At 71.8% G+C, this 24,059-nt stretch carries 22 protein-coding genes; 8 read left to right on the forward strand and 14 right to left on the reverse strand.

From position 1 onward, the window contains the following. Positions 1–74: 74 nt before the first annotated feature. Entirely contained in the window at positions 75–419 is a 345-nt protein-coding gene (locus tag RI578_RS37165) for an STAS domain-containing protein (protein ID WP_310875190.1), read from the reverse strand. Positions 420–549: 130 nt separating this feature from the next. Between RI578_RS37165 and RI578_RS37170 the strand changes: the two genes are divergently transcribed. Then, a complete protein-coding gene (locus tag RI578_RS37170) occupies positions 550–1,110 on the forward strand; it encodes a YciI family protein (protein ID WP_310875969.1) in 561 nt (186 codons plus the stop codon). Between the two features lie 102 nt (positions 1,111–1,212). Here RI578_RS37170 and RI578_RS37175 read toward each other — a convergent pair whose 3' ends face one another. After that, a complete protein-coding gene (locus tag RI578_RS37175) occupies positions 1,213–1,662 on the reverse strand; it encodes a DoxX family protein (protein WP_310875191.1) in 450 nt (149 codons plus the stop codon). 251 nt (positions 1,663–1,913) lie between these two features. On the opposite strand from RI578_RS37175, the gene RI578_RS37180 reads away from it, so the two are divergent. Then, positions 1,914–2,984, forward strand: coding sequence for a glycoside hydrolase family 43 protein (locus RI578_RS37180; protein ID WP_310875192.1), 1,071 nt, complete (start codon positions 1,914–1,916; stop codon positions 2,982–2,984). Positions 2,985–3,016: 32 nt separating this feature from the next. On the opposite strand, the gene RI578_RS37185 is transcribed toward RI578_RS37180, so the two are convergent. From RI578_RS37185 to RI578_RS37205, 5 genes are all read right to left on the reverse strand, one after another. Beyond that, positions 3,017–4,618 (reverse strand): VWA domain-containing protein, encoded by a 1,602-nt coding sequence (locus tag RI578_RS37185; protein WP_310875193.1) that lies wholly within the window; start codon positions 4,616–4,618, stop codon positions 3,017–3,019. A 20-nt stretch (positions 4,619–4,638) separates the two neighbouring features. Next, positions 4,639–5,856 carry an AAA family ATPase gene (locus RI578_RS37190; RefSeq protein WP_310875194.1) on the reverse strand — a complete coding sequence of 406 codons (1,218 nt, stop codon included), beginning with the start codon at positions 5,854–5,856 and terminating at the stop codon, positions 4,639–4,641. A 119-nt stretch (positions 5,857–5,975) separates the two neighbouring features. Continuing rightward, positions 5,976–6,695: a haloacid dehalogenase type II gene (locus RI578_RS37195; protein WP_310875195.1), complete on the reverse strand. Its 720-nt coding sequence runs from the start codon at positions 6,693–6,695 to the stop codon at positions 5,976–5,978. Positions 6,696–6,758: 63 nt separating this feature from the next. Further along, the gene (locus tag RI578_RS37200) at positions 6,759–8,168 is read right to left on the reverse strand and encodes an SMI1/KNR4 family protein (RefSeq protein ID WP_310875196.1); all 1,410 of its coding nucleotides are present in this window, start codon (positions 8,166–8,168) and stop codon (positions 6,759–6,761) included. A gap of 54 nt (positions 8,169–8,222) precedes the next feature. Then, positions 8,223–9,389, reverse strand: a complete 1,167-nt coding sequence (locus RI578_RS37205; protein ID WP_310875197.1) for an alanine--tRNA ligase-related protein — start codon at positions 9,387–9,389, stop codon at positions 8,223–8,225. 316 nt (positions 9,390–9,705) lie between these two features. Here RI578_RS37205 and RI578_RS37210 point away from each other — a divergent pair, with 316 nt between their 5' ends. From RI578_RS37210 to RI578_RS37220, 3 genes are read left to right on the forward strand one after another with little or no spacing between them, the layout of a single operon-like run. Further along, a complete protein-coding gene (locus RI578_RS37210) occupies positions 9,706–10,329 on the forward strand; it encodes a glyoxalase (protein WP_310875198.1) in 624 nt (207 codons plus the stop codon). 42 nt (positions 10,330–10,371) lie between these two features. Beyond that, positions 10,372–10,674: a metalloregulator ArsR/SmtB family transcription factor gene (locus RI578_RS37215; RefSeq protein ID WP_310875199.1), complete on the forward strand. Its 303-nt coding sequence runs from the start codon at positions 10,372–10,374 to the stop codon at positions 10,672–10,674. Further along, positions 10,671–11,063 carry a VOC family protein gene (locus RI578_RS37220; RefSeq protein ID WP_310875200.1) on the forward strand — a complete coding sequence of 131 codons (393 nt, stop codon included), beginning with the start codon at positions 10,671–10,673 and terminating at the stop codon, positions 11,061–11,063. The genes RI578_RS37215 and RI578_RS37220 overlap by 4 nt, the downstream gene beginning before the upstream one ends. Before the next feature lie 28 nt (positions 11,064–11,091). Here the strand turns inward: RI578_RS37220 and RI578_RS37225 are convergent, their stop codons facing one another. After that, a complete protein-coding gene (locus RI578_RS37225; protein WP_310875201.1) occupies positions 11,092–11,910 on the reverse strand; it encodes a siderophore-interacting protein in 819 nt (272 codons plus the stop codon). A gap of 156 nt (positions 11,911–12,066) precedes the next feature. Here RI578_RS37225 and RI578_RS37230 point away from each other — a divergent pair, with 156 nt between their 5' ends. Both RI578_RS37230 and RI578_RS37235 read left to right on the forward strand, forming a co-directional pair. Next, a complete protein-coding gene (locus RI578_RS37230; RefSeq protein ID WP_310875202.1) occupies positions 12,067–12,897 on the forward strand; it encodes a PP2C family protein-serine/threonine phosphatase in 831 nt (276 codons plus the stop codon). 50 nt (positions 12,898–12,947) lie between these two features. Next, positions 12,948–13,937 carry an MASE1 domain-containing protein gene (locus tag RI578_RS37235; protein ID WP_310875203.1) on the forward strand — a complete coding sequence of 330 codons (990 nt, stop codon included), beginning with the start codon at positions 12,948–12,950 and terminating at the stop codon, positions 13,935–13,937. A gap of 23 nt (positions 13,938–13,960) precedes the next feature. Here RI578_RS37235 and RI578_RS37240 read toward each other — a convergent pair whose 3' ends face one another. Then, on the reverse strand, positions 13,961–14,170 hold the full coding sequence (locus RI578_RS37240; protein WP_310875204.1) for a hypothetical protein: 210 nt from the start codon (positions 14,168–14,170) through the stop codon (positions 13,961–13,963). Positions 14,171–14,741: 571 nt separating this feature from the next. Here RI578_RS37240 and RI578_RS37245 point away from each other — a divergent pair. Continuing rightward, positions 14,742–15,341, forward strand: coding sequence for a response regulator transcription factor (locus RI578_RS37245; protein WP_310875205.1), 600 nt, complete (start codon positions 14,742–14,744; stop codon positions 15,339–15,341). A 37-nt stretch (positions 15,342–15,378) separates the two neighbouring features. On the opposite strand, the gene RI578_RS37250 is transcribed toward RI578_RS37245, so the two are convergent. The 5 genes from RI578_RS37250 to RI578_RS37270 form a co-directional block, all read right to left on the reverse strand. Next, positions 15,379–17,208 carry an ABC transporter ATP-binding protein gene (locus RI578_RS37250; protein ID WP_310875206.1) on the reverse strand — a complete coding sequence of 610 codons (1,830 nt, stop codon included), beginning with the start codon at positions 17,206–17,208 and terminating at the stop codon, positions 15,379–15,381. Then, complete coding sequence (locus tag RI578_RS37255) at positions 17,205–18,980, reverse strand: ABC transporter ATP-binding protein (protein ID WP_310875970.1); 1,776 nt, start codon at positions 18,978–18,980, stop codon at positions 17,205–17,207. Before RI578_RS37255 ends, RI578_RS37250 begins: the two co-directional genes overlap by 4 nt. A 162-nt stretch (positions 18,981–19,142) precedes the next feature. Then, on the reverse strand, positions 19,143–19,271 hold the full coding sequence (locus RI578_RS37260) for a SapB/AmfS family lanthipeptide (protein WP_121750866.1): 129 nt from the start codon (positions 19,269–19,271) through the stop codon (positions 19,143–19,145). Between the two features lie 35 nt (positions 19,272–19,306). Continuing rightward, on the reverse strand, positions 19,307–21,925 hold the full coding sequence (gene lanKC / locus RI578_RS37265; protein ID WP_310875207.1) for a class III lanthionine synthetase LanKC: 2,619 nt from the start codon (positions 21,923–21,925) through the stop codon (positions 19,307–19,309). Between the two features lie 188 nt (positions 21,926–22,113). Continuing rightward, positions 22,114–23,709, reverse strand: a complete 1,596-nt coding sequence (locus RI578_RS37270) for a S8 family peptidase (RefSeq protein WP_310875208.1) — start codon at positions 23,707–23,709, stop codon at positions 22,114–22,116. Between the last annotated feature and the right edge of the window lie 350 nt (positions 23,710–24,059).

Raw genomic sequence — 24,059 nt, forward strand, 5'->3', positions numbered from 1 at the left:
CCTCGCTCTGCCGCGGGCCCAGCCCGCCAGGACAACCGCACCACCTCAAGGGTGGGTGGTGGATCCGACCGGTCTCATGATGTCCGTCTCGCCTGGTACACCGAGTCGTAGATGGGGAAGACGTGCCGCAGCCCGGTCAGGGCGAAGAGCTGCTTGGTGTTCGCGTCGGTGATGACCAGCTTGAGCTCGCCATGGACCGTCAGGATGCGCTTGAGGACGCCGACCAGGACGCCCAGGCCCATGGAGTCGATGAACGTCACCTGGCGCAGATCGACGATGAAGCGACGGTGGCCGTCCGCGAGCCGCTCGATCATGTACTGCTTGATCATCGGCACCGTGTACACGTCCACCTCCCCGTACAGCTCCACGATGGTCCAGCCGCCGACATCGCTGTAGCTGATCTCGATTGGAGGTTCCATGCATACCCAACGGCGATGCCCTGGGGAGAGGTTGCGCCGCACGTTCGTTCTGCATATGCACGAACGGCTGGCCAAAGGGTGACCGGAGGCGAACGTGTGGCGGGTTCGCTCGATGCTGAAGACTGACGCCATGGAGTTCTTCTGCTACCACCGCGACAGGCCCGGGTCCGTGGCGCTCCGACACGAGTTGCTGGAAGAGCACTGGTCCTACATGGACCGCTACTCCAGGGAGATGATCGCCCGCGGCCCGACCCTCACCGGTGACGGCAAGGGCGACGGCGATGTACCCACGGGTAGCGTGCACATCGTCGACCTTCCGGATGCCGCCGCTGCCCGTGAGTTCGCCTTCGGCGAGCCCGGCTACCAGGCAGGTGTGTACCGCGACGTGCTGCTGCGCCGGTGGCGCAACGTCTTGGGGCGCACCATGTGGGACTTTCCCGGGGGTCGGAGCGGCGGCGACAGATATCTGGTGCTCGGCCTCGGCACAGGTCGGGCCGCCGACCTCGCGGTGCCGCCCGACCAGGACGAACTGATCGCGTACGGCCCCCTGCTGTCCGACGACGGCGCCAGCTGGCTGGGCACGGCGGTGCTGATGCGGGCACCGGACCCGAATGCGGCACGTGCCGTCCTCACGACGGACCGGTACGCCGACATCGAGGTTCACAACTGGCAGTTCGGCGGGCGGTCGTAGCGAACGGCGGCGGCGAATCCGCCGCCGCCGTCGACCACGGCCGGCCTCACCCTCGAAGCGCCTCTCACGCCCGGTACCGGTGGCGACGCTCGTGCCGTACGGTCACGACGCCCGCCCGGTCACCGGCTGTGCGGCGTCCGGAACGGTGTCGCCGCGGCGGAGCAGTCCCGACAGGGACAGGGAGCCCGGTCCGAAGAAGACCAGCAGCAGGAACCCCCAGCAGAACAGCGCCGGGGACAGGCCGCCGTTCTGCAGGGGGAAGAGGCCGTCCTGCTGGTGCTCGGTGAAGTAGGCGAAGGCCATGGCCCCCGAGCTGAGGAACGCCGCGCCGCGCGTCGCCGCGCCGATGAGCACCAGGGCGCCGGCGACCAGTTCGATGACTCCGGCGTACCAGAAGGGCCAGTCACCCGCGGGGCTGGCCGGCCGGTCCAGTAGCCCGAAGACCGTGGCAGCGCCCTCGCTGGTGAACAGCAGGCCCAGGACGATGCGGAACAGTCCGAGGACCAGGGGCTGCTGCCTGGTCAGCCGGTCGTTCAGGCGTGCGGTGCTCATCGGTGCGCTCTCCTCGAATCGGTGTGCGTCCTCGGGCGACGCGGGCCGGGAGGGCGAGAGCCCTCCCGTACTACCTACGTGCGCGCGGGATGTTCGACTCAGCGGAGGGCGCCGTTGGTGGCGACGACCGTATTGACATGTCCGCCACCAATCACGATGCTGAGCGTGCGTTCTTCCATCGATGTAAATCAGACGCGTGGAAGTGGAGGGACATGTCGCCCCTGCCTGGACGTCCACCGGTGAAATGGACCATGAAGCGCCCCCGCCGCGCCTCCGGCGCCGTCGCGGCCGCGCTGTCCGGTGTCCTCGCCGTCGTGTTGCTCCTGTCGTCCGCCGGGTCCGCGCAGGCGGACCGGACCAGCCTCCGGGCCGCCGACCCCAGTGTGATCCGGGTCGGTGGCACCTATGTCTCGGTGCAGTCCACCGGTGGCGGGCTCGCGGTACGTCAGGCCGCGTCGACGGCCGGTCTGGCGTCGGCACCCGCTCGGCAGGTCTGGTCGGACACCCGCGACCGAGGTGAGGTGTGGGCTCCCGAGATCGTGCGGGACGGCGGCCGCTACTACATCTACTTCACGGCCGGCCGAGGGGCGGCCCACCGGATGTACGTCATCAGCTCCGCCGCTCCGGACAGCGGGTACACCGCCGAGACGCGGCTGGCCCTGCCGGACGACAAGTGGGCCATCGACGGAACCCTGTTCACCTTCAACGGGCAACGCTGGTTCGTCTGGTCGGGCTGGGCCGGCGACACCAACGTCGAGCAGAACCTCTACATCGCGCGGATGAGCAGCCCGACCACACCGACCGGCGCGCGGCACGTAATCTCGCAACCGCGGGAGAGCTGGGAGCGGGTGGTCGGCAACCCGTTCATCAACGAGGGGCCCGAACCCGTCAGGGACCCCAATGGGCAGCTGCACATCGCGTACTCCGCCAACGGCAGCTGGAGCGACCAGTACTGTCTCGCCGACCTGAGACTGCGGGCCGGCGGCGACCCGACGCACGTGTGGGACTGGTACAAGTCCAACGGCTGCCTGTTCGGCTCGAACCGCGCGACCATGATGCCCGGCTGGGACCCGACACTGCACGTCAACGGACCCGGCCACCACAGCTTCGTCCTGCTGGACGGCGACATCGCCACGAGCCCGCCCGCCGGCCCGAGGTTCCCGCTGATGTTCCACGCGGTGCCGAAGGGGACGCCGTACTCGTGGGAGAACCGGTACTGGTACACCGGCACCTTCTGCTGGTGGGGCGGCACCACCTACAGCCGCGCCAACGTCCCCGGCCCCGACAACGACACCGGCTGGAGCCTCAAGTTCTTCGAGTAGGGCCACAGCGCCCGCGCGGGCGCGACTCCTCGTCAGATCACACGGAAGAGGTCGGCGGCGGCGTGCACGTCGGTGAAGTCCTCCACGGAACGCAGGTTGTCGCACAGCGCGTCGAGGACCGAGTCGGCCTCGGCGACGCGTGGGGCGCCGATGGCCACGCCGAAGACGCGGAAGCCCAGCAGATGCTTGGCGTCGTTCCAGCCGCGCATCCATTCCTCGGTGACGCCGCAGTCGTCGTCGGTGAGCATCACGATGTCGCCGCGCCTGCGGGCGGCGTCGTTGAACTCCTCCGCCAGCAGTTCGCGGGCCGCCGTCAGCGGCCTCTGGTAGCTGGTGCCGCCGCCGAGGAAGGTCTCCGCGAACTCGATGACCTGGGCGAGGTCGGCGGACCGGTCGGCCGGGAAGCGGAAGACCTGGAGCTTGTCGGCGGCGGCGAACAGGATGCCGACGAAGTCGCGCCCCGCATGGCGGGCCTGATCCAGCAGGGCCAGGGCGCAGGCCTTGGACCACGCCTCCCGGGTGATCCCACCCGGCCCCGCCTCGTACATGGAGTGCGAGGTGTCCACGCACGCGATGATCGCGCCCTGGCCGGTGGTCTGCTCTCCCTGGCTGTCGTAGAGCATCAGTTCTCCCGCGGCGTAGCGCGCGGCGAAGACCGCACGAAGCTCGGGCAGGCCGAGGTTGACCAGTTCGGAGGGGATGACGCGGGAGAGGTCGTCGCCGAGTGTGACGCCGACCAGCTCGCCGGTGGCGTTCTCCACCCTGCGGGCGCGCTCGCCGTCGGCCATCTTCCGGAAGCGGCCGATCAGTTCGGCCCACTGTGCGAGACGGCCGGTGCGCAGCCGCTCGGCGAGCCGGGCGCGCCGGCCGAACGGCATCCGCTCCAGCTCGCCGGGGCCGACTCCCCATGCCCGCATCAGCGCCGTCTCCTCCCGCGCGGACTCGGCGGCCTGCGAAGCCGCGTTCCGTGTGGCGGAGCGGATGCCGGGGACCGCGACCGCGAGGGCCTGCGCGGCGCCTTGGGTGGCCTCCCGCGCAGCGGCGTCGGCGGCCTCGGCGGCCTCGATCGCCTGCCGTACGGCGTCGGCGGCCGAAACGGTAGCGTCCTCGGCGGCGGCCTGGAGCGCCTCGCCCACCGCGGCCGCGGCGCCGTCGGCGTCCTGGCGGGCCTTCTTCGCCTGTTCCGCCCGGTCCTGCGCCTCCCGTGAGCCGTCCAGCATGCGGCGCAGTGCGGGGGCCTGGGCGAGTACGGCCATGGCGGCGGCGTAGGGGTCGCCGACCGTCTCCCGGTGCAGTTCCGCGAACTCCGGTGAGTCCACCAAGGAGGTGATGGCCTGGTGGTTCACCAGCCGGGCGGGGTCCATCTCCGCGGGCCGGCGCAGCCGCGGGCCGGCCTTGTACGCGGCCAGGAACACGTCGGTCAGGAGGTCGGCGGTGTGGTCGTGGCGCTCGTTCAGTTCCTCGGCCAGCTCGCGTAGCCCGGTCGACTGCTCGTAGGTGTCGCGCCATGTCATCCGGTCGAACCGGTCCGCGACCACGGCCGTGGTGTACCGCGTTGGCGCCGCGGAGGACAGGACCAGCCACTTCTCGGCCCGGCCCGCCCATTCGCCGAGGTTGCCCGGTGTCGCTTCCATGGTCTCCGTCGCCCCGGTCCTCAGAGCTGGGCCTGCACCGTGCTCGCGTCCACGCCGAGGGCCTCGGTGAGGACGCGGGCGCGTACGGCGCGTTGGCGGCCGGTGACCCGGTCGATGGCGGCGGTGGAGCGGCCGGCGCTCGCCGCCTCCTCGCGCAGCTTCTCCAACTGCTGCCCCGCGATGGCGAGCTGGTTGTGGGCCTTCTTGATGACCCACTCGCTCAGTGCCTCGCGGGACTGCCCGGCCATGGCGTCGAGCTGGGCCTCCAGTTCGTCGATGGTGTCGGCGAGGTCGAGTGCCTCCTTGGCGTCGGGGTTGACCAGGTGCAGTACCTCGCGTTCGACGGCCGGACGTTCGGCCGGGGAGTTCCAGAGCACGTGAGTCAGCACCGACAGGTCGGTCTCGGATACCGCCGGGCGGCCGTCGAGGTACGCGGACGCCTGGAGCAGGCCCACCGCCTGCCGCCAGCGGCGATCGGACGCCACGAGTTCCTTGCGGCGCAGGGCGGCCCGCAGCGTACACACCGCGTCCACGATCGCGTCGGGGACGTCCACGGCAGGGACGGCTTCGGTCACGGCGTGCTGCAACGCGGCCAGTTGGACCGTTGTGCGTGCCGGTGCCGCCGGGCGGCTGACGGCGGAGCGGACCAGCGAGGCGAAGTTCGAGGGGTCCTCCAGGTACTTGACCTCGACCCGCACCAGCAGCCGGTCGTAGATCGCGGCCGAATCCTCTCCGCTGGGCAGTTCGTTGCTCGCGGTGATGGCCCCGATCAGGGGGCAGCGGATCGGTTCGCCGCCGCTCTCGGGATGGTAGATCCGCTCGTTCAGATAGCCCAGCGTCTCGTTGAGCGCGGCCGTGGAACACTTGAAGATCTCGTCGATGAACGCGACGTGCGCGGTCGTGGCGCGGCCGTCGTAGACCTGGCGGTACTCGCCGCGGGCCAGCGCGGCGACGTCGATGGGGCCGAACATCCTCGTCGGCGCGGTGAACTTCGACAGGAGGATCTCCCAGTAGGACGCACCCTCGATCCTGCCGGTGAGCTCCCGGGCCATCTCGGACTTCGCCGTTCCGGGTGGGCCGAGCACCAACGAGTGCTGCCCGGCCAGCAGCGTCACGACCAGGGTCCGCACCACGTCGGCACGCTCGTAGAAGCGGTCCGCCAGTTCGCCGCTGATCGTCCGCAATCGCCGGGCCGTGTCCTGCGCGGCCTGGGCCCCGTGTGCGTCCTGTGGGGCCATGGCCAACTCCTTGCGTCTGGCGGTCGATTGGGCCGTCAGGCCTGTCCTGTCCAGCTGAAGACCACGACTCGGGAAACTCCCGTCCGGTCAGGACGGGCCGGCCGCGGAACAGGCGAATTCTACGACCGCCCGCCCCGCCGAACGTGCCCCTGGCCGTGGTCGAGCCGGTCGGCCAGGTCGGCCAGGCCGTCGGCGTGCAGGTCGAAGCGGTCCGAGGACGCGGGCGGTTCGCCGACGGGGCGGGCGACGTAGGCGGTGCGCAGGCCGAGGTCCTGTGCCGCGCGCAGGTCCCAGGCGTGGGCCGCGACCATCAGGAGCCGTTCCGGCGGTCGTCCGGAGACGGTGATGGCCAGTTGGTAGACCGCCGGGTCCGGCTTGTACGTCCGGGCGTCTTCGGCGGACAGGGCCTGGTGCCAGCGCAGTCCGGCGTGGGCGTTGAGCTCCAGCAGCGCCGCCCGGCCGGCGTTGGAGAGCCCGATCAGCGGGAACCGTTCGGCGAGTCGGGCGAGGCCCGCCACGGTGTCGGGCCACGGCGCGAGCCTGCGACCCGACTCGGCCAGCGCCGCCACGGCCGTCGGGTCGCCGACCCCGACGGCATCGGCGACGAGCCGTGCGGCTTCCAGGTCGAGCAGGTCGCTCGTGACGTAGGGGCGGGCGCCGGCGACGATACGGCGTTGCTCGCGGTCGACGTGCCGCTGCCACAGCGAGAGAAGCTGTTCGACCCGGGCGTCGTCGAGAGACGGGCCGAGCGCACGGATGCCGACGCGGACACCGCCGGGTTCGTCGACGAGAGTGCCGAGCACGTCGAACACGAGGGCATCGATCTCCAGGTCTGGCATGTGAGCGTCTCCTGTACGAAGCGGGGGCGGAAGGGTGTCTGTGAGGCGAACCCTCGGCGTCGGCTACGGCGTGGGGCCGAGGTCGCCCCGGAGGACGGTCTGGATGATCTGAGGCCGGCCCCAGAGGGCCAGGAGTTCGTTGACGACGGCCCTGACGGGCGCCACGTCCCGGTCATCGTCACCGTGCACCTTGACGGCGGCGGCCGACAGACCGCGCGGGACGGCGTCCGCGTCCAGGAGGACGCGCCATTCCTCCGGACCGATCTCCAGGTACTCCAGGGCGGTGAGTTCGGCGATCTCCAGCGGATCGGCGAGCGTACCGGGATAGGCGACGAGGGTCCTCAGCCGGGGCAGTCCGATGACCGGGGCGAGGCTGAGCGGCTCGGCGTCCCACACGCCGATGGACAGCACCTCCAGGCCGGGGTGCGCGGCGGCCTCGATGCTGGGCAGGCTTCGGATGTTGACGTGGGCGACGGCCGGCGGCCGGTCCTCGTGCGAGCCGCCACGAGGCTCGCCGAGCCGGTCCGTCACCAGGTCGGTGAGCGAGTCCGCGACCAGTGAGGCACCGACGTTCTCCTCGTGGCCGATCATGATGATCTGCCCGAGGTGTCCGCTCGGGCCGGGCGTCAGGTCGACCGCCAGCCGGTCCCCGCCGCCGTTGTCCCCGAAGACGAGCCAGCCGGGTGAGCCGACCAGGCCCTGCACGGCGGCGTGGGGCGGAGTGACGACCGCCTCCATCGCCGCGAACGTCCACGAACAATGGCGGGACGACGCGTCGGCGATGTACACGTCGTCCAACGGGAAGAGTTCACAGCCGACCGCGGCGCATTCCCGCGCCGGTGCCTCATGGTCGTCGCCCCAGTCCTCCCACCGGGACCGTGTCACCCGGTAGAGCGCCTTGAGCTCCTCGGGCAGGGTGACGCCGAGGCGCGCTTCGGCACCCGCGATCTCCGCCTCGGTCGCGCCGACGGCGTCGGGCAACCGCTCACGGACTGTCCGCTCCAGCAGCGCCGGGTCCGCGGAAGCGGCCGGTACCGCGCCGGGCACCGGGTCGGGAAGGCAGCGCCAAGGCTGTGGCACGGCGCCCTCGACCAGGAGCAGCGCGCCCGGATGCGGGCCGAGTCCGGACTCCGTGGCGGGACTGCGCGCCAGCAGGCGGATCGCGGTCTCCCCGGCGGGCACTATCTTCGTCGTGAACGAGATCTCGTCGATGCCGGCGGCCACGAGCGCGTGACGCACCCGCTCCACCGCCTCCGTCTCGTCCCGCGTGTCCGCCTCCTGGACGGCCCGCCCACTCGGGGACGCCTGTCGTCGCAGAGGCAGACTCCGACTCTGTCGGCCGATGCGTCCCGTCACGCGCAGCGGCGAGGACGCGGTCGCTTCCCGCGTGCCGCCGTCGCGCAGAAGCCGCAGTACGGGCGCCCAGGTCGAGAAGTCGTGCACCGAGTTCGGGGAAGGGTTCCGGTCAGCCATGCGCAGACCGTACGCGGGGCCACTGACATCGAAGCGCCAGGGCCCCGCGAGCCGTCACTCCTGGCGCAGGCTCACCACCAGGTCACGCGGCAGACCGTGGGTGTCGTGCAGGTAATGGAAATCCTCGTCTCCCAGCGGGCCGCGGAACCGGGGCCGGGCCAGCACCTTCCGCCCGCGTTCCATGAGTTGGCCGAACCGGTGTTCCTCCTCCAGCAGGACTCGACGTACGCGGCCGGGCTCCTCCTCCTGCCGGAAGTGGTCGAGGGTGTGTGAGACCAACTCGTCCGGCAGGTCGCCGAGACCGCGCGACGGGTCGTCCCGCCACAGCACGGTGAGCACCCGTCGTAGCAGGCGCCGCAGCACATAACCCCGGCCCGTGTTGGCCGGGCGGACCCCGTCGCCGACGATCACGACGGCCGAGCGGAGGTGGTCGTGGACCAGGCGGAGCGACGGTTCGTCCAGTGGCCACAGGGACGGCACGACACGCCGCCAGGGGTCGAAGACATCGCACTCGAACACCGACGACTTGCCCTGCAACAGCGAGGCGAGGCGCTCCAGGCCCAGCCCGGTGTCGACGTTGCGCTGGGGAAGCGGTACGAGGCGGCCGTCGTCGAGGCGACGGTGGCGCATCATCACGTGGTTCCACACCTCCACCCAGCGGTCGTCACGGGTGGGCGTCGACCGGGGCGGGGTGTCACCGCTCCACAGGAAGATCTCCGAGTCGGGCCCGCAGGGGCCGGTCGGCCCGTTCGACCACCAGTTGTCCTCCACCGTGAGTTCCACGGGCACGCCGCGCTCCTGCCACAGGCGCAGAGAGTCGGTGTCCGGCCCGACCTGGTCGTCGCCGCCGTAGACGGTGGCGTGCAGCAGGCCCGGATCGACACCCAGTCCCTCGGTGAGCAGCCTGTAGCCCCAGTCGAGACTCCGCGAGCCGTCGTAGTCGCCCAGTGACCAGGTGCCGAGCATCTCGAACACCGTCAGGTGAGTGCTGTCGCCGACCTCGTCCAGGTCCGTGGTGCGCAGACAGCGCTGCACGTTGACCAGCCGCCGGCCCAGTGGGTGAGGGCGGCCCTCCAGATACGGGGTGATGGGGTGCATGCCGGAAGTGGTGAACAGCACGGTGTCGCCGGGCGGCGGCAGCAGTGTCGATCCGCTGATCCGGCGATGACCGTGTTCCTCGAAGTACTCGACGAACGTGCGGACGATGCGCTCGGTGTTCATGAGGGTGACTCCTTCGCGTCGCAGCGGGAGAGGCACCGGACAACGGGACCGCGTGGTCGTCACTCGGAGGCGAGGACGTCGGAACGTCACAGAAAACCACCGACGGGCCGTTTCCGGTCGCCGGTGGGGAGAGAAGAAGGTCAGGCGGCGGCAACCGGCGAGCTGGTCGCTCGCGCGGTCGCGGAGATGGTTCGGCCGATGACGTTCATACCGACGAAGGTAACGTGTGTTCCGGTGCGGAGCACGCGATTATTGGGGCACGAAGCGGTCAGGATCGGAGAAGCACCTGGGCCGGGGCCGCCCATACCTTCGGTGCATGGCCTCCATCGACTCCGTCACCCTCGGCGCGAACGACCCCGCCGCCGCCACCCGCTTCTACGACGCCGCTTTCGGCCTGGGCAGCCAGGTACGAGTACGGGCGTCGGAGACCACCCCCGCCACCGGCTTCCGCGGCTTCACCCTGTCGCTCACCGTGTCCCAGCCGGGCACCGTCAACGGCCTCATCGACGCGGCGGTGACCGCCGGGGCGTCGGTCGTGAAGCCGGCCACGAAGTCCTTCTGGGGATACGGCGGTGTCGTACGCGCCCCCGACGGGGCGCTCTGGAAGATCGCGACCTCAGCGAAGAAGGACACCGGCCCGGCCACCCGGCGGATCGACCAGTTCGTACTCCTGCTGGGCGTCGAGGACGTCGTGGCGACCAAGAGGTTCTACGTCGCTCGCGGCCTCACCGTGGGCAAGAGCTTCGGGCGCAAGTACGTGGAGTTCGAAACACCGCCGAACTCCATCAAGCTGGCGCTCTACGGCCGTCGCGCCCTCGCCAAGGACGCCGGAGTCTCTCCCGAGGGCACCGGACCGCACGGGCTCACGATCGGCGGCGGCGACGGTTCCTTCACCGATCCGGACGGGTTCGCCTGGGAGGTCGCGACCGCGGTCCGGTAGTACGACTTGATAGGCAAGTGGTTGCTTGCCTATCCTGTGGACGTGGCCGACGACCTTTTCAAAGCCCTGGCCGACCCCACCCGCCGTACCATCCTCGACGAGCTGGCCGAGAAGTCCGGACAGACACTGTTCGAGATCTGCTCGAGACTGAGCATGAAGCACCAGCTCGCCATCTCGCGCCAGGCGATCTCCCAGCACCTCGCCGTGCTGGAGGCAGCCGGGCTCGTCGAGACCAGGCGGGAGGGCCGCTACAAGTTCCACGAGCTGAACACGGCCCCGCTGCGGCGGGGCATGGAGCGATGGCTCGGGCCCGACACGTCCCAACCGGAAGAGAGCACCCCGTGAAGATCCATCTGACCAGCGTCTTCGTCGACGACCAGGCCAAGGCCCAGCGCTTCTACACCGAGATTCTCGGCTTCGTGACGAAGCACGACGTGCCGGTGGGGGAGCAGGACCGGTGGCTGACCGTCGTGTCGCCCGACGAGCCCGGCGGCACCGAACTCCTCCTGGAGCCCGCCGGCCACCCGGCCGTCAAGGCCTACCGCGACGCGCTCGTCGAGGACGGCATCCCGCTGGCCCAGTTCGCCGTCGACGATGTGAAGGCGGAGTACGAGCGCCTGCGTGGCCTGGGCGTGCACTTCACCCAGGAACCCCTTGAGATGGGTCCCGAAGTCTCCGCCGTCTTCGACGACACCTGCGGCAACCTCATCATGATCGCGGGGCAGGCGCGGTGAGTGGGCTTCCGGCCGCGGCCCTTCCTCGTCAGGCGGCCTGAGCCGCTTCGTGCTTCCAGAAGCCCGAGAAGGTGATGCGGTCCTTGGGCAACCCCAGGCGGTGCAGGTGCCTGCGGCCCTCGGTGGCCAGGGTCGACTCGCCGACCACGAACGCGTACCCCGTCGCATCGGTGGAGGCGAGCCGTCGCAGCTCACGGAGCGCGGCGGCGCCGGGCACCGAGCCGCTGTCCTGACGCACGACCCAGGAGACGGTCACGCCGGCCGGACCGTCCAGCACACGCCTGTCAGCCGCGGTGGGGACCTCCTGGATGAGCCGTCCGACGGTCCCGCCGGGCAGGGAGCGCAGAATGCCCGCCGCGGCGGGCAACCCGGTCTCGTCGGCCACGACGGTGACCTCGGAGGCGTCGTGCGGGCAGTCGAAGAGGATGCCCTGGTCGAGCACGGCGAGGGCGTCGCCCGGGGCGGCCCGGCAGGCCCAGATCGCGGCTCTGCCCTCGATCTCGCCCCCGGGGCCGCGATGCACGACGAAATCGATGTCCATCTCCGCCGCCTGCTGACGGAAGTCGGCCACGGAGTAGTTGGCGCAGTGCGGCCGCTCGTGCTCGGGGATGGCGAGGTAGGGCTGCCACCACTGGGAGCCGGTGTACTCCGGTAGCCGGAGGCGCCGTTGATGGGGGAGCTGGAGGAACAGACGGAACCAGTGGTCGTACCCGAGCCACGGAAACTCGGCGAGTTCCGCTCCGGCGACGGTCACCCGCTGCATGGACGGGGAGACACGTTCCGTGCGCACCACACGGGCGCGGAACATTCCGGGTTGCTGAGGCATGAGCCGACGGACCTTCGCCATGCAGGCCAGGCTAACCTAAGTTGGGCTGGAGCCTCTCGGCCACGGTCGGTTCGGCTTCGGTATGCCTGTTGCCGAGGCGAATGAGAGACTTGGACCGTCCGGCTTCTAGAGGCGCCGCCGCGAGGACAGGCGGATCGGATGGCCCGGGAGTGGTCGATGTTCCGCAAGCGTCCCGCACCTGACGGTGAAGAGCTGCTGGCCAGGCTGGCATCGCTGACCACTCAGACACGGGAGCTGGCCGAGCTGCGCCGGTCCCAGGTGGAGCTGGCGGTCGCGCTGCAACGCGACATGCTTCCCGCGAGCCTGCCCACGGTCCCCGGCTTTCATCTCGCCGCCTGCTATTCGCCCGCGTACGCCGGACTCAACGTGGGCGGGGACTGGTACGACGCCTTCGTACTCCCCGACGGCCGTATCGGCCTCTCCGTCGGAGACGTCCAGGGCCACGCCATCGACGCGGCGGCCTTCATGGGGCAGATCCGCGTGGGCCTGCGGGCGCTCGCCTCCGTGACGAGTGAGCCCGGCGACCTGCTCGCCTGCACGAACGACCTGCTTCTCTCCCTGAACAAGGACCTCTTCGCCACCTGCACCTTCATGCGCTTCGACCCTGCCACCGGCGTCCTGGAGAGCGCGCGGGCCGGGCACATCCCCTGCGTATGGGCCACGGCCGACGGCAAGGCGGAGGTCTCCGAGGACGAAGGGGGGCCACCGCTGGGCGTCCTCAAGGGGACCGAGTACCCGGTGACCCGGTACCGGCTCACCACGGGCGGAGTCTTCGTCCTGCTCACGGACGGCGTGGTGGAAGGGCCTTCCCTGAGCGTCGACGAAGGGCTCGCAAGGGTCGTGCGGCTGGCAGGCGTCGCCGCCGTCGCGGGCATGGAGGCGCACTCGCTGGCGGCCGCCGTGCTCAAGAACGCGGAACTGGTGGGGCACGAGGACGACGCGGCCGTGCTCGTCGTCGGCCATGACGGACGTGCTGTTACGCCGTAGGGCGGGACGATGCGCGGCTCGCCTCGCTGATGCGTCGGCCTCGGTGTCTGATGGCTGCTGTGGTGGGTATCCGTGCTTGGCCGCGACCGATCGTCCTCGTCTGCGAGACGCTGCTCGTCGCCGTCTGCTACTACGCGGCGGGACGCCTGGGGCTCTCGCAGCAACTGGTCGCGGACGGCGCGGTGGTCACCCCTATCTGGCCGCCCACCGGCGTCGCCGTGGCCTGCCTGCTGCTCTTCGGACTGCGGTGCGTGCCCGGCATCGCCGTCGGCGCCCTGCTGGTGGTCGCGTCTCTGACCGCTCCCCGTCTGTCCGCCGCCGGGATCGTGCTCGGTAACACCCTCGCGCCCGCGTGCGCCTGTCTGATGCTGCGCGCGGTGGGATTCCGCGTGAGTCTGAGCCGCTTGCGCGACGGCCTGACGCTCGTGTTCCTGGGAGCGATGACAGCCATGCTGATCAGCTCGGGCGTGGGCGTCGGCACACTCGCCCTCACCAACAAGCTCGCCGCCGACGACTTCTGGCTCGTCTGGCTGGCGTGGTGGGTGGGTGACGCGATGGGCGTCGTGATCGTCACTCCGCTGCTGCTTCTGCTGCACCGGGCCCGCTGGCCGCCCCCGTCCGGTCGATGGGGCGAGGCCGCGGGGCTCGCACTCGTCGTGTGCGTCCTGGTGCCACTGGTCACGTACAGCTCGGTCAGCGTCCTGTTCCTGGTGTATCCGCTGCTGATCTGGGCCGCGCTGCGTTTCCAGCTGGCGGGCGGCATGCCGTGCGCCCTCTTCGCCTCCGTGATGGCCACCGTCGCGGCCAGGGAAGAGGCCGGTTCCTTCGCCAGGCTGACCGACATCGAGACGATGATGAAGCTTCAGGCGTTCAACGGAACCCTGGGCCTGACCGCGCTCCTGCTGTCCTCAGTGATCAGCGAACAGATCAACACCAGACGGTCCGTGGAACGGGCCTGCCAGGAACTGGTCGAGGCGTTGCAGCATCTGAACGCCGGGGGCCCCGGGAGCACGGGGTCGTCCGGCGGAGGCGTCCGGTGAGTGGGAGCCGTGGGCAAGATGGGTCAGCGGTCGCCCAGGACCCGCCTGGCGGCCTCGGCCTCCGCCGCCGACGGGGACAACTCGTCGAGGGTGTCGAGATCGGTGTCCGTCCGGAGTTCCCGTTCCCAGTCCTCCGCCAGTCGTTCCTGCTCCTCGCGAGGCTTCGTACTGACGGCATCCCGGTGATCCGGGTCCAGAGCCGCCAGGAAACGTCCAACCGGGTCCGTCGGCATGGCCGTGCTCCTAATCGTGGGGGAGGGCGCCGCTTCCGGCCCAGGATGGCCGACCGGCTCCGCGAGGGCCGCTCGACACGGCCTCCGGCCATCCTTATGGCCCCCCGGGCGCCCCCCCGGACGCCCCGACGGACGCCCCGACGGCGGGAAGCGCCGCGGGGCATGGCCGTGCGGGGTGATGACGCGCCGGACGGGTGCACTGGGCATTCGGGCCACATTCACTTCGCCTGTTTTCGGTCTGTGACTCTCCGGTAGCGAACGGCACGGCCTCGCCGCGTCGCGCTGTCCGCCGGCCGCCCGGCACCACCAACCGCGATGTGAACAGCCCACGGGCGAGGTCGGCACCGAGTGCCGCCGCCCGATTCCACGCGGGCCACCGACGCGTTCCGGCCCGATTCCGCGTCGCCTCTCCCTCCCCGACGGCGCTCAGAACGGCGTATTGCCGACGGTGGGCCCCGGGCGTGATCGAGCTCCGTGCTTCTTGTGCGGCGCTCGGGGGCAGACGGCTGGGGACCGGTAGGGGGACGAGCCCGGCGGCCCACGGGCGGCCGGGGAAACCAGGGGGTTGTACATGGTCCGCGTTCTTGTGGTGCACGACGCGACGCTGCTGCGGTCGGCACTGGTGCAACTGCTGCGGTCGGCCGACGGACTCGACGTCTCCTCCATGTCGTCCCGCGGGGACGGCCCGGACGACGACGACTTACCCGCGGACGTGTGTGTGGTCGACGGGGACTGTCTGGAGGGACCGCCCGGCGAGGCCGGCCGAGTGCCCGTCTGGGACCGCTGCGGGACGCGGCTGGTCGTCCTCGCGGCGCCGGAGCGGCCGGGTGTGCTGCGCAGGGCGTTCGACGCGGGAGCGCTCGGCTTCGTGGACAAGGACGCCTCGTCGCAGCGGCTGATCGCGGCGGTGCACACGGTGGCCAAGGGGGAACGGTTCCTCGACGAGCGGCTCACCGTCGCACTGCTGCGGGCCTCCGAGATGCCACTGACCGCCCGTGAGCTGAGCGTCCTGTTCCAGGCGTCGCAGGGGGCGTCCGTCGCCGAGATCGCCGCCTGTCTGCACCTTTCCCGGGGGACCGTCCGCAACTACATGGCCAGTGCGATCCGGAGAGTCGGGGCGCGCAACCGCGTGGACGCGATTCGCATCGTCCAGGGCGCCGGCTGGATGTGAGCGGCGGGCACGCGGACGCTGGGGCACGGCTCGCGGGTCAGCCTCCGGTTCGGCTCCAGTGCCCCACCAGGTCGCGGTAGAGGGACGACCGCTCAAGCAGCTCCCGGTGGGTGCCGTGGGCCGCCCGGACGCCGTCCAGCACCAGAATCCGGTCGGCGCGGACCGCGGACGACATGCGGTGCGCCACGACGAGCAGTGTTCCCGGACGCCGGGCGAGCGCTTCCTCGGCGCGCGCCTCGGACGCCGCGTCGAGATGGCAGGTCGCCTCGTCGAGCAGGAGAAGCCGTGCCGTGGACAGGTGAGCGCGCGCCAGGACGATCAGTTGGCGTTCGCCCTGCGAGAGGTCGTCGGGGCGCAGCGGCGCGCCGATCCCGCCCAGGCGCTCGACCAGAGGAGCGGCTCCGAGGTCTCGGACGGCGGCTTGGATGTCGCTGGTGGCGGCGTCCGGCCGCAGGTAGGCGAGGTTGTCCCGGACCGTACCGGTGAAGACGTACGCCTGCTGGGGCACCAGGACGCGCAGCGCGGCCAGCTCCGCCGCCCCCCGGCCGGCGACCGTCCGGCCGGTCACCCGCACCACACCGCTCCACGGCGCGCACGTCCCGGCGATGAGACGGGCGAGGGTCGACTTGCCGATGCCGCTGGGGCCCACGACGGCCAGGTGTTCGCCTTCCTCGACGCGCAGGTCGAGGGCGTCGAGGACCGGCTCCGCCCGGGCGCCGTAGCCGACGGTCACCGCGCGCAGTTCCACCGCGGGAACCCGCTGCGACGGCGCCGGAATCGGCGGGAGCGGGGAGCGGACCGGGGGTCGCGGCAGCCCGGCACGCCCGGGCAGCGCCGCAGGTGGCGCCGCCCCGGCGGGGGACGGCGGCGCCTCCGGCACGGTGAACCGGTCCAGGACCACGAGCAGCCGGGTTCCCGCCGCGCCGATCGCGGTCATGAGGGTGTGCAGGGCGGGCAGCAGGGCCTGGGCGAGGTAGGTGAACGCCCCGAGCAGAGCGCCGGTCGTGACACCTCTGCCGCGCAGCCACGGCACGGCGACCAGCAGGAGCAGTACGGGCAGCTGACCCGCGACACCGAGGGCGAGGGTGCGCACCGCGGCCCAGCGGGCGAGGACACGGGACGTGGCGGCGGCGTCCGCGATGAGCCGTGCTCCGCTTCGTGCCGTCTCCGCCTGGGTACCGCAGGCGGTGATGTCACGCAGCCCCCCGCGGGCACGCGTGGCGTGATCGCCCAGTGCCTCGTCCGCGTTGAGAGCACGGCGCTGCGCCGCCGCCATGGGCCGCAGCGTCAGCAGGAAGAGGGTCAGGCCACCGGCCAGCGGCGGCAGGACCACCACGAGGAGCGCCGGGTCCAGCGAGAACAGTCCCGCCAGGGCTCCGGCCGCGGTGAAGACGAACGAGCGCAAGGTGAGGACGAGCCCGGCGAAGCTGTCCCGCACGATCTCGACCTGGTTGGTGAGCCGTGAGACGGCGGCGCGGTCCCCGCCACCGGGACGGGCCAGGGCACGGGCCATGGACTGGTCGACCGCCCGCCGCACCAGCCGGTCGCGCAGTGGTTCCGTCAGTCCGGCCAGCTCGGCGAAGACGCCCCTGATCACGGGCGCGCCGAGTACCACGGCGAGGGCGGCCACCCCGAGCCAGCCGAGACCCGTGCGGGTGTCACCGGCGAGGAATCCCCGGTCGACGGCCTGCGCGACGCCGTAGCCGACCAGGAAGGTCTGTGCCGACTCGGCCAGCGACCATGCTGCGAGTCGTGCGAGGACCGTTCTGCGTGCGGCCAGGAAGCGGCGGGCGGGCGGCCCGACCCGTCGCAGGGTCCCCGACTCGCGCCGTGGCTCTGCCGCGGGTCCTCGGCCGGTGGCTGTCACGGTCGCGCCTCTTCGCGCGGAAGGCCGGTCCGACCGTGACGGGTCCCGCCCGGGCCGTCCTCGGCGGAGACCGGCCCGACACCGTTCTCGCACGTGCCGAACACCGCCCGGTAGGCCGCCTCCTCCCACAGTCGCCGATGGCTGCCGACCGCCCGCACCCGGCCGTCGTCCAGCCAGATCACGAGATCCGCCCGGGCCGCGACCGACGGCCGGTGTGCCACGACCAGCCGTGTGGCGCCGCGGGGCGAGCGGCGCTGCGCCTGTTCCACCGCGTGCTCCGTGGCGGTGTCGAGGCTGGAGGTGGCGTCGTCCATCACCAGCAGCCGGCCCGCGTGGGCGAAGGCCCGCGCCAGTCCCAGACGTTGGTACTCGCCGCCGGACAGGGGCGTGTCGGCGAGCCGGGTGTCGTATGCCCGCGGCAGGCGGCGTACGAAGGCTTCGGCGTCCGCGAGGCGAACAGCCGCCCTGACCTGGTGGGGTGACACGGTGCGCGGCCCGGCCGCCACCGCCTCGGCGACGGTGCGATCGCCCAGGACGGGACGCGCGAAGGCGAAGCCGACCTCGGCGCGTAGACAGGAGCGGGTCAGAAGTCCGAGAGGTGTGCCGTCCAGCAGGACCTGGCCCCGGTCGGGATCGATGAGCCGGCCGGCGACGGCGGCCAGGACGGACTTGCCCGCGCCACTGCGTCCCACGACCGCGGCGGTCAGACCGCCCGGCACCACCACGTGGTCCGCCCGCAGGACTTCCGTCCCGTCCCGCAGGACCCGTACCTCGCGCAGCTCGAGGGTGCCGGGGCCCGCCGGGGGCAGTGTCCGGGTTCCGTAGGCCAGGGCGGGCAGTCGTTCCAGCGTCGCGGTGCGCTCCCGCGCCCTGCGGCCCCGGACCAGCGCGCCGACCAGCGTGGCGGCCCCGCCGAACCCCGCGGCCAACTGCGCGTAACGGCACACCGCGAGCAGTTCGCCGACGCTGAGGGCCCCGGCGCCGAGCCGCAGGCCGCCCACCGCGGTGGCGGCCACCGTCAGCAGCGGGACCAGGACACCGCCGGTGGCCAGTGCCCTGCCGTGCAGCCTCCACATGCGTGCGCCCAGCGTGCCGAGTTCGGCCAACGGGCCGAGCACGCGCTCGCGTTCACGTGCGGCGGTGCCGGCGGCGGCGATGGTCTCCGCGCCCTCCATGGTCTCCAGCAGCCGGGACGCGATGTCCGACTGCACCCGCTGGTAGGCCCCGACCGAAGCACCCGTGTCCCGCGCGAACGCCCGCAGCACCAGGGCGAGGAACGGAAGTCCGGCCAGCACGCACACGGCGACCCACACGTCCACGACGGCCAGTGCGACGAGCGCGCCGGCCGGAGTGAGGAGCGAGGCCGCGAGCGCGGCCCTGGCGGCCGGCGCGGCGCCCGCGTCGGAGGCGTTGAGGGTCAGCCGGGTCGCGACATCGCCGGGAGAATGGGGCCGGGCCAGATCCGGCACCGCGTGCAACAGGCCTTTGAGGGCGCGCGAGCGGATGGAGGCCGTCCAGTCGGCGGTGCACCGGCCGGTGAGCAGCGCGGTGAGACCGTCGAGGAGTATCTCGCCGACGAGCAGTGCGGCGCTCGCCAGGAGCCAGGGGCCCACGGCACCGTCGTGCAGCAGCAGGTCCAGTGTGCGGCCCAGGACGAGGGGCTGGACGACGGCGACCGCCGCCGCCACCACCGAGCACACCAGGACCAGCAGTTCGGGCCCCCGCCCTGGGTCGGTGCCGGGTGAGCCGGGCGAGTCGTGCCGCTGACGCATCGGCCGCCGCCGGCCCGGGTCCCTTCCCACCAGCTGCCCTCCTCGTGGTCGGCGCCGCACGGGCGGCGACGAAGCGCGGTACCGGCGCCCGGGCGGTGGGCCGGGGCGCCGGTACCGCGGCGCGCGGCCCGCCGCGTTGATCGCGGCGGGCCGACTCGGACGTCAGTTACACGTCGTGACGCTGAGGCTGCTGTCGCCGCAGAGCAGCAGGCTCGCGCGGCTGCCGGTCTCCACGTCGCCCATGGCCTCTTCCTTGGGGGTCTCCATCGACTGCAGCTCGAACAGGTTCATGTTCGCTTCCCTTCGTAGGACAACGGGTGCTCTCTTCACGACCCCTGAAGGGGCCGGCTCATGGGCCGCGGCACTCTCCGCGGCGGTGGGAGGAACGGCAGACCGGCGGGCCGGTCGCCGTGCACGGACGCGACGGCCAGCAGGCATCCGGCCGTGCCGGTGGAGAGGTCCATGGACAGGCGCATCATCTGCTCGCCGGGGAAGGCGAGATGACCGCGGTAGGACATGGCGTGCCAGGTCAGCGCGTCGGTCTGGCGCCGGACGGCCTCGGGGCCGGTGCCCGGTCCGGTGGCCGTCGTACGGCCGAGGTACAGCACCATGCCGGCCACGCCGCGGTAGAGCCCCGGCTGGGCGTAGAACATGGCCTGCGCCGCGCGCACGATCTCCTCCCGTGCCTGCTCGAACCGCTCGTCGGCGCGGTGCGCCAGGTAGTCGTCGAGCACCATGCCGATGCCCACGCTGCCCGCGCCGAGGTACGGCATCGTGCGCCAGCCCTCGTCCACCTGGAGCGCGCCTCCCGCGCCGCGGACGCAGCGCGCGAGGTCCTGGCGCAGCGCGTCGCCCGCGAGGTCGAGCAGGCCGGTGTCCCCCGTGCGTTCGTACAGGCGCAGGAACAGCAGGGCGCTGCCCGTGGCGCCGTACAGGAGACCGGCTCGATTCCGGCGTTCGGACCCTCGGCCCGGTGCGTCGGCCGGCAGGCACCGGGCGCTCAGTTCGGCACACCGCATGGCCGCGTCGCGCAGGGCGGAGTCGCCGGTGGCGGCGGCAAGGGAGTCCAGGACCAGGCCCACTCCGGCCGTTCCGCTGTGGAGGTCGGTGGCGAGAGCGTCGAGGGGATGCTCGAGGAGAAGACGCGTGAGATCCAGCGCCCGGGCCCGGTGGCCGAGGTGGTCCAAGGCCCAGGCGACTCCCGCGATCCCGTCGTGGAAGCCGAACGGCATTCCCGACGGGAGTTCCTTGGTCCGGTCGAGCAGCCACTGCTCCTCGCTCTCGTCGCGCTCCGCCCCACTCTCGGCCAGGGCGTACAGCACGCCGGCCGCTCCGTAGCCGAACGAGAGCCCTCCGCCGGCGGTGGCGAACTGAGCCACGTCGCCGGGGAAGAGACGGTCCTCGCGCGACGGAGTGGCCGACGCCCGGACGGCCGCCGTCATCGAGTCCCGGCTGCGGGGCCAGTCGCCCGGCACAACGGGAACGAAGTGCTCGGTGGTGGGCCGTGCCGCCGGACGCCGGTCGGAGGAGTCGGCGATCTCGTCGAGCGCCGCGTCGAGGAAGGCGCGCTCCACGGGAAACTGCCGCGCCACCACGTCGGCCAGGTGCTCCGCCTTGCGCCGGTCCAGGGCCAGCAGACTGGTCAGCGGCAGGAACAGGGCCAGGCGCAGACAGGCCAGCGCGTACCGGTCCACGGCGGTGCCCCGCCGGCCGGCAGGTGCCACGAAACCGGGGTGGGCGACCGTCTGCCGGCCCGGTTCGTCGACGCGGTGGGCGGCCTCGAAGTCCAGCAGGGCCACCCGCCCGTCGTCGCGGATCATGATGTTGAAGAGGTGCAGGTCGTTGAAGACCACGCCCCGCGTGTGCACCTCCTCGACGGCCCGCTCCACCTGGGCGTGGACGTCGAGCGCCCACTCGGTGTACTCGGTCAGCCGTCGCTCGTCCGGGTCCGCCTCGATGAGCGGGTGCCGCCGGGCGAAGAAGGTGTTGAGGGGCTTGCCGTCGAGGTACTCCAGCACCAGGAAGTGGTGCTCCCCGACGGCGAAGCTGTCCAGCACCTCGGGCGTGCAGGACAGGCCCGACAGCTGTTCCAGGGCCCGGCGTTCGCGATGCAGCCGGGTCACCGCGTCGGCACCGTCGGCCGCCAGCCCGGCGTACGGACGGGCCTCCTTGAGGACCACCACCTCGCCGGTACGGGTGTCCCGTGCCCGGTAGACACCACCGCCGTTGGAGAAGTGGAGCGCCGACTCGACGGTGTACGGGATGCCGGCCAGGGTCACCGTCGCCCGTGCGTCGACGTGGGACTGGAGGAAGGCCGGCACGCTCACCCAGTCGGGGACACGGAAGACCGGGCCGCGGAAGTCGGGGACGAGTACTCCCTCGGGGTTCGCGACGGCCGGCCGCAGTTCCCCGCTCTCGTCGTAGCAGTTGCGGCGGGTGAAGCTGCCGTAGCGCACGTGCACCGGGCCGTCGCCGATCCTGAGATCGCTCAGGATGTGCGGTCCGGGCTCGCCGTCCAGCAGAGCGGCCAACTCGCCCACGAGGCGCTCGAACTGCTCCTCGTCCGCCGGGTACACGGTGACGAACTTGCCGCTGCCCGCCCGGTCCGCGTACTTGGCGTTGCGCTGGTGCAGCAGGTAGCGGCTGGGCACGAACTTGAAGGCGATGCCACGCTCGACGCAGTGGTGCCGTACCCGCTCCAGGACGGACTCGGCGTTGTCGAGGCAGGCGGAGACGTGGATCTTCCAGCCCTGCGCCGGCAGTACGGCGGCCGGCGGGCGCAGAGCGAGCCAGTCGCCGCTCTCCCCACGCTGCCATCCCGCCGGTACGGGCAGGGTGGCAGCCGCGTACCGGGTGCCCGCCGATCGGGTGCCGGGGCCGGTGCGGTGCGGCGCGTCGTAGAAGTGCGGATCCGCGTCGCAGTACACGGCGTAGCCCTTGTTCACGCCTGCTCCCTTCACCTGGTCGGTGCCGGGCAAGACGCTGTCACGCGCCGCCGGGTCCCCGACAGTCACCGCTGTCACGTCTCCGACGTGCGGAACGCACAGGTAACTTGGCCCGGCCGTGCGGCGGGCTCCGGGCCGCCCAGGGGAGGGGGTGGCCCGGAGCCCGTGTCACAGGGGGGAGCGGGTGGTCAGAACTGGAGCGACCAGGCGTTGATGTACCCCGTGTCGTTGACCCAGTTGTCGTTCACGCGCAGCTTCCACGTGCCGTCGGCCGTCTCGGCGGAGGCGTCCACGGCGTAGGTGGCCTGCACGTTGTCCGAGCTGTCGTTGCTGTCGTAGTCCTTGAGCGGATACGTGGTGCCGTCGGGGGCGACCAGCTCCACGCGCAGGTCGCCGCGGAAGGTGTGCCGGATGTCGACCTTGACGGAGAGGTCGGCCGGGGCGTTGCCGCCGACTCCGGTGACCGGCAGGGGGGACTCGACGGTGGCGTTGTCACGGATGGTGTGGTCGTCCGTGTTCTCGAACAGGGGTCCGGTGGGCGGCGGCGTGCCGGTCCCGGTGTGGAGGAGCTTGTTGGGCGAGCCGGCCCGGGCGTCGCCGACCCGGTCGGACGTGGCGTCGGCGACCATCCGGTCACGCACCTGGACCGGGGACCACGTCGGGTTGGCCGACAGCAGCAGTGCGGCCGCGCCCGCCGCGTGCGGTGCGGCCATCGACGTACCGCTCATCGACTGGGAGGCGGTGTCGCCCGCGTTGGACGTGGACACGATGGCGTTGCCCGGAGCGAAGAGGTCCAGGCAGGAGCCGTAGTTGGAGCCCTGGCCGTTGGACCAGCCGGTCGAGCGGGCGTCGTTGGCGGACGTGGCGCCGACCGTGATCGCCGACGGTGTCGAGGACGGGGAGTACTGGCAGGAGTCGGCGTTGTTGTTGCCGGCGGCGACCACCCAGGTGACGCCGGAGGCTATGGAGGCGGCCACCGCGTCGTTGACGGACTGGGTCCGGCCGCCTCCGATGCTCATGTTGGCCACGGCGGGCTCGACCGCGTTCTTGGTGACCCAGTCGATGCCCGCGAGGACCGGCCCCCAGGTGCTGCCGGACGTGCCCTGGCAGTTCAGCACCCGGACACCGACCAGCTCGACGCCCTTGGCGACGCCGTGCGCGGCACCGCCGACGGTACCGGCGACATGCGTGCCGTGGCCCTGGCAGTCGGAGGCGTCGCGGTCGTTGTCGATGAAGTCGTACCCGCTGACCGCACGGCCGCCGAAGTCGCGGTGGGACATGCGGATACCGGTGTCCACGATGTACGCCGTGACGTTCGAGGCCTTGGTGGAGTACGTGTAGCGCGAGTCCACCGGCCGGTCGCGCTGGTCGATGCGGTCCAGCCCCCACGAGGGCGGGTTGGTCTGTGTGTCGACCGCGTAGGCGACGCCGTCGGCCTCCACGCGGGCCACGGACGGGTCGGCGGCCAGCTCCTTCGCCTCCGCCTCACTCATTCTGACCGCGAAGCCGCGCAGCGCGGCCGTGTAGGTGTAACGCAGGCTGCCCGCGTGCCGCTTGGCCAGCGCCTTCGCGGAGGCCGGCACGTCGGCCCGGGCGACCGAGTCCTCGAAGGTCACGATGTAGGAACCGTCGACCGCGCCCGGACGGTCCGCGCCGACGATGCGTCCCTCGCCGTCGCCGGGCGGTACGGGGGCGGCCCCGGCGGTCGTGGCGGCCCCGAAGAGCAGGGCGGCACTGGCGCCGACGGCGAGCACGCGCCGGACGGCGCGAGCGTCGAACTCCATGGTTTCTCCCTTGAGAGCGGTCCGGAACCGGGTCGGATCCGGACGGCGGCAGCCGTCGCGGCGTGAGCCACCCAGTACGTGGGGAGTGCAGGGCGTGGCGAGTGCATGACAATCTCGCCACCGGTGTCCTGAGCGGTCCACGAGCGGTGGGGCGGGGTTGGGCGGGTGCCGCGCGGAGTGGGGCGCCGGGCGACACCGCGTCTGATGGAACGGGCGGCCGTTGCGGCGGCCGACCGCTCAGAGCTTCGGGCGTCCGGCCGCACCCCGGCAATCCGTAGCCCTACCCAAAGAACGGCGACGACGGGTCGGCCCGGGTACGGGACCGGGCGGGGTGGACGGCGTCTCCAATG

The sequence above is a fragment of the Streptomyces sp. BB1-1-1 genome (assembly GCF_031597775.1).
GTDB lineage: Bacteria > Actinomycetota > Actinomycetes > Streptomycetales > Streptomycetaceae > Streptomyces > Streptomyces thinghirensis.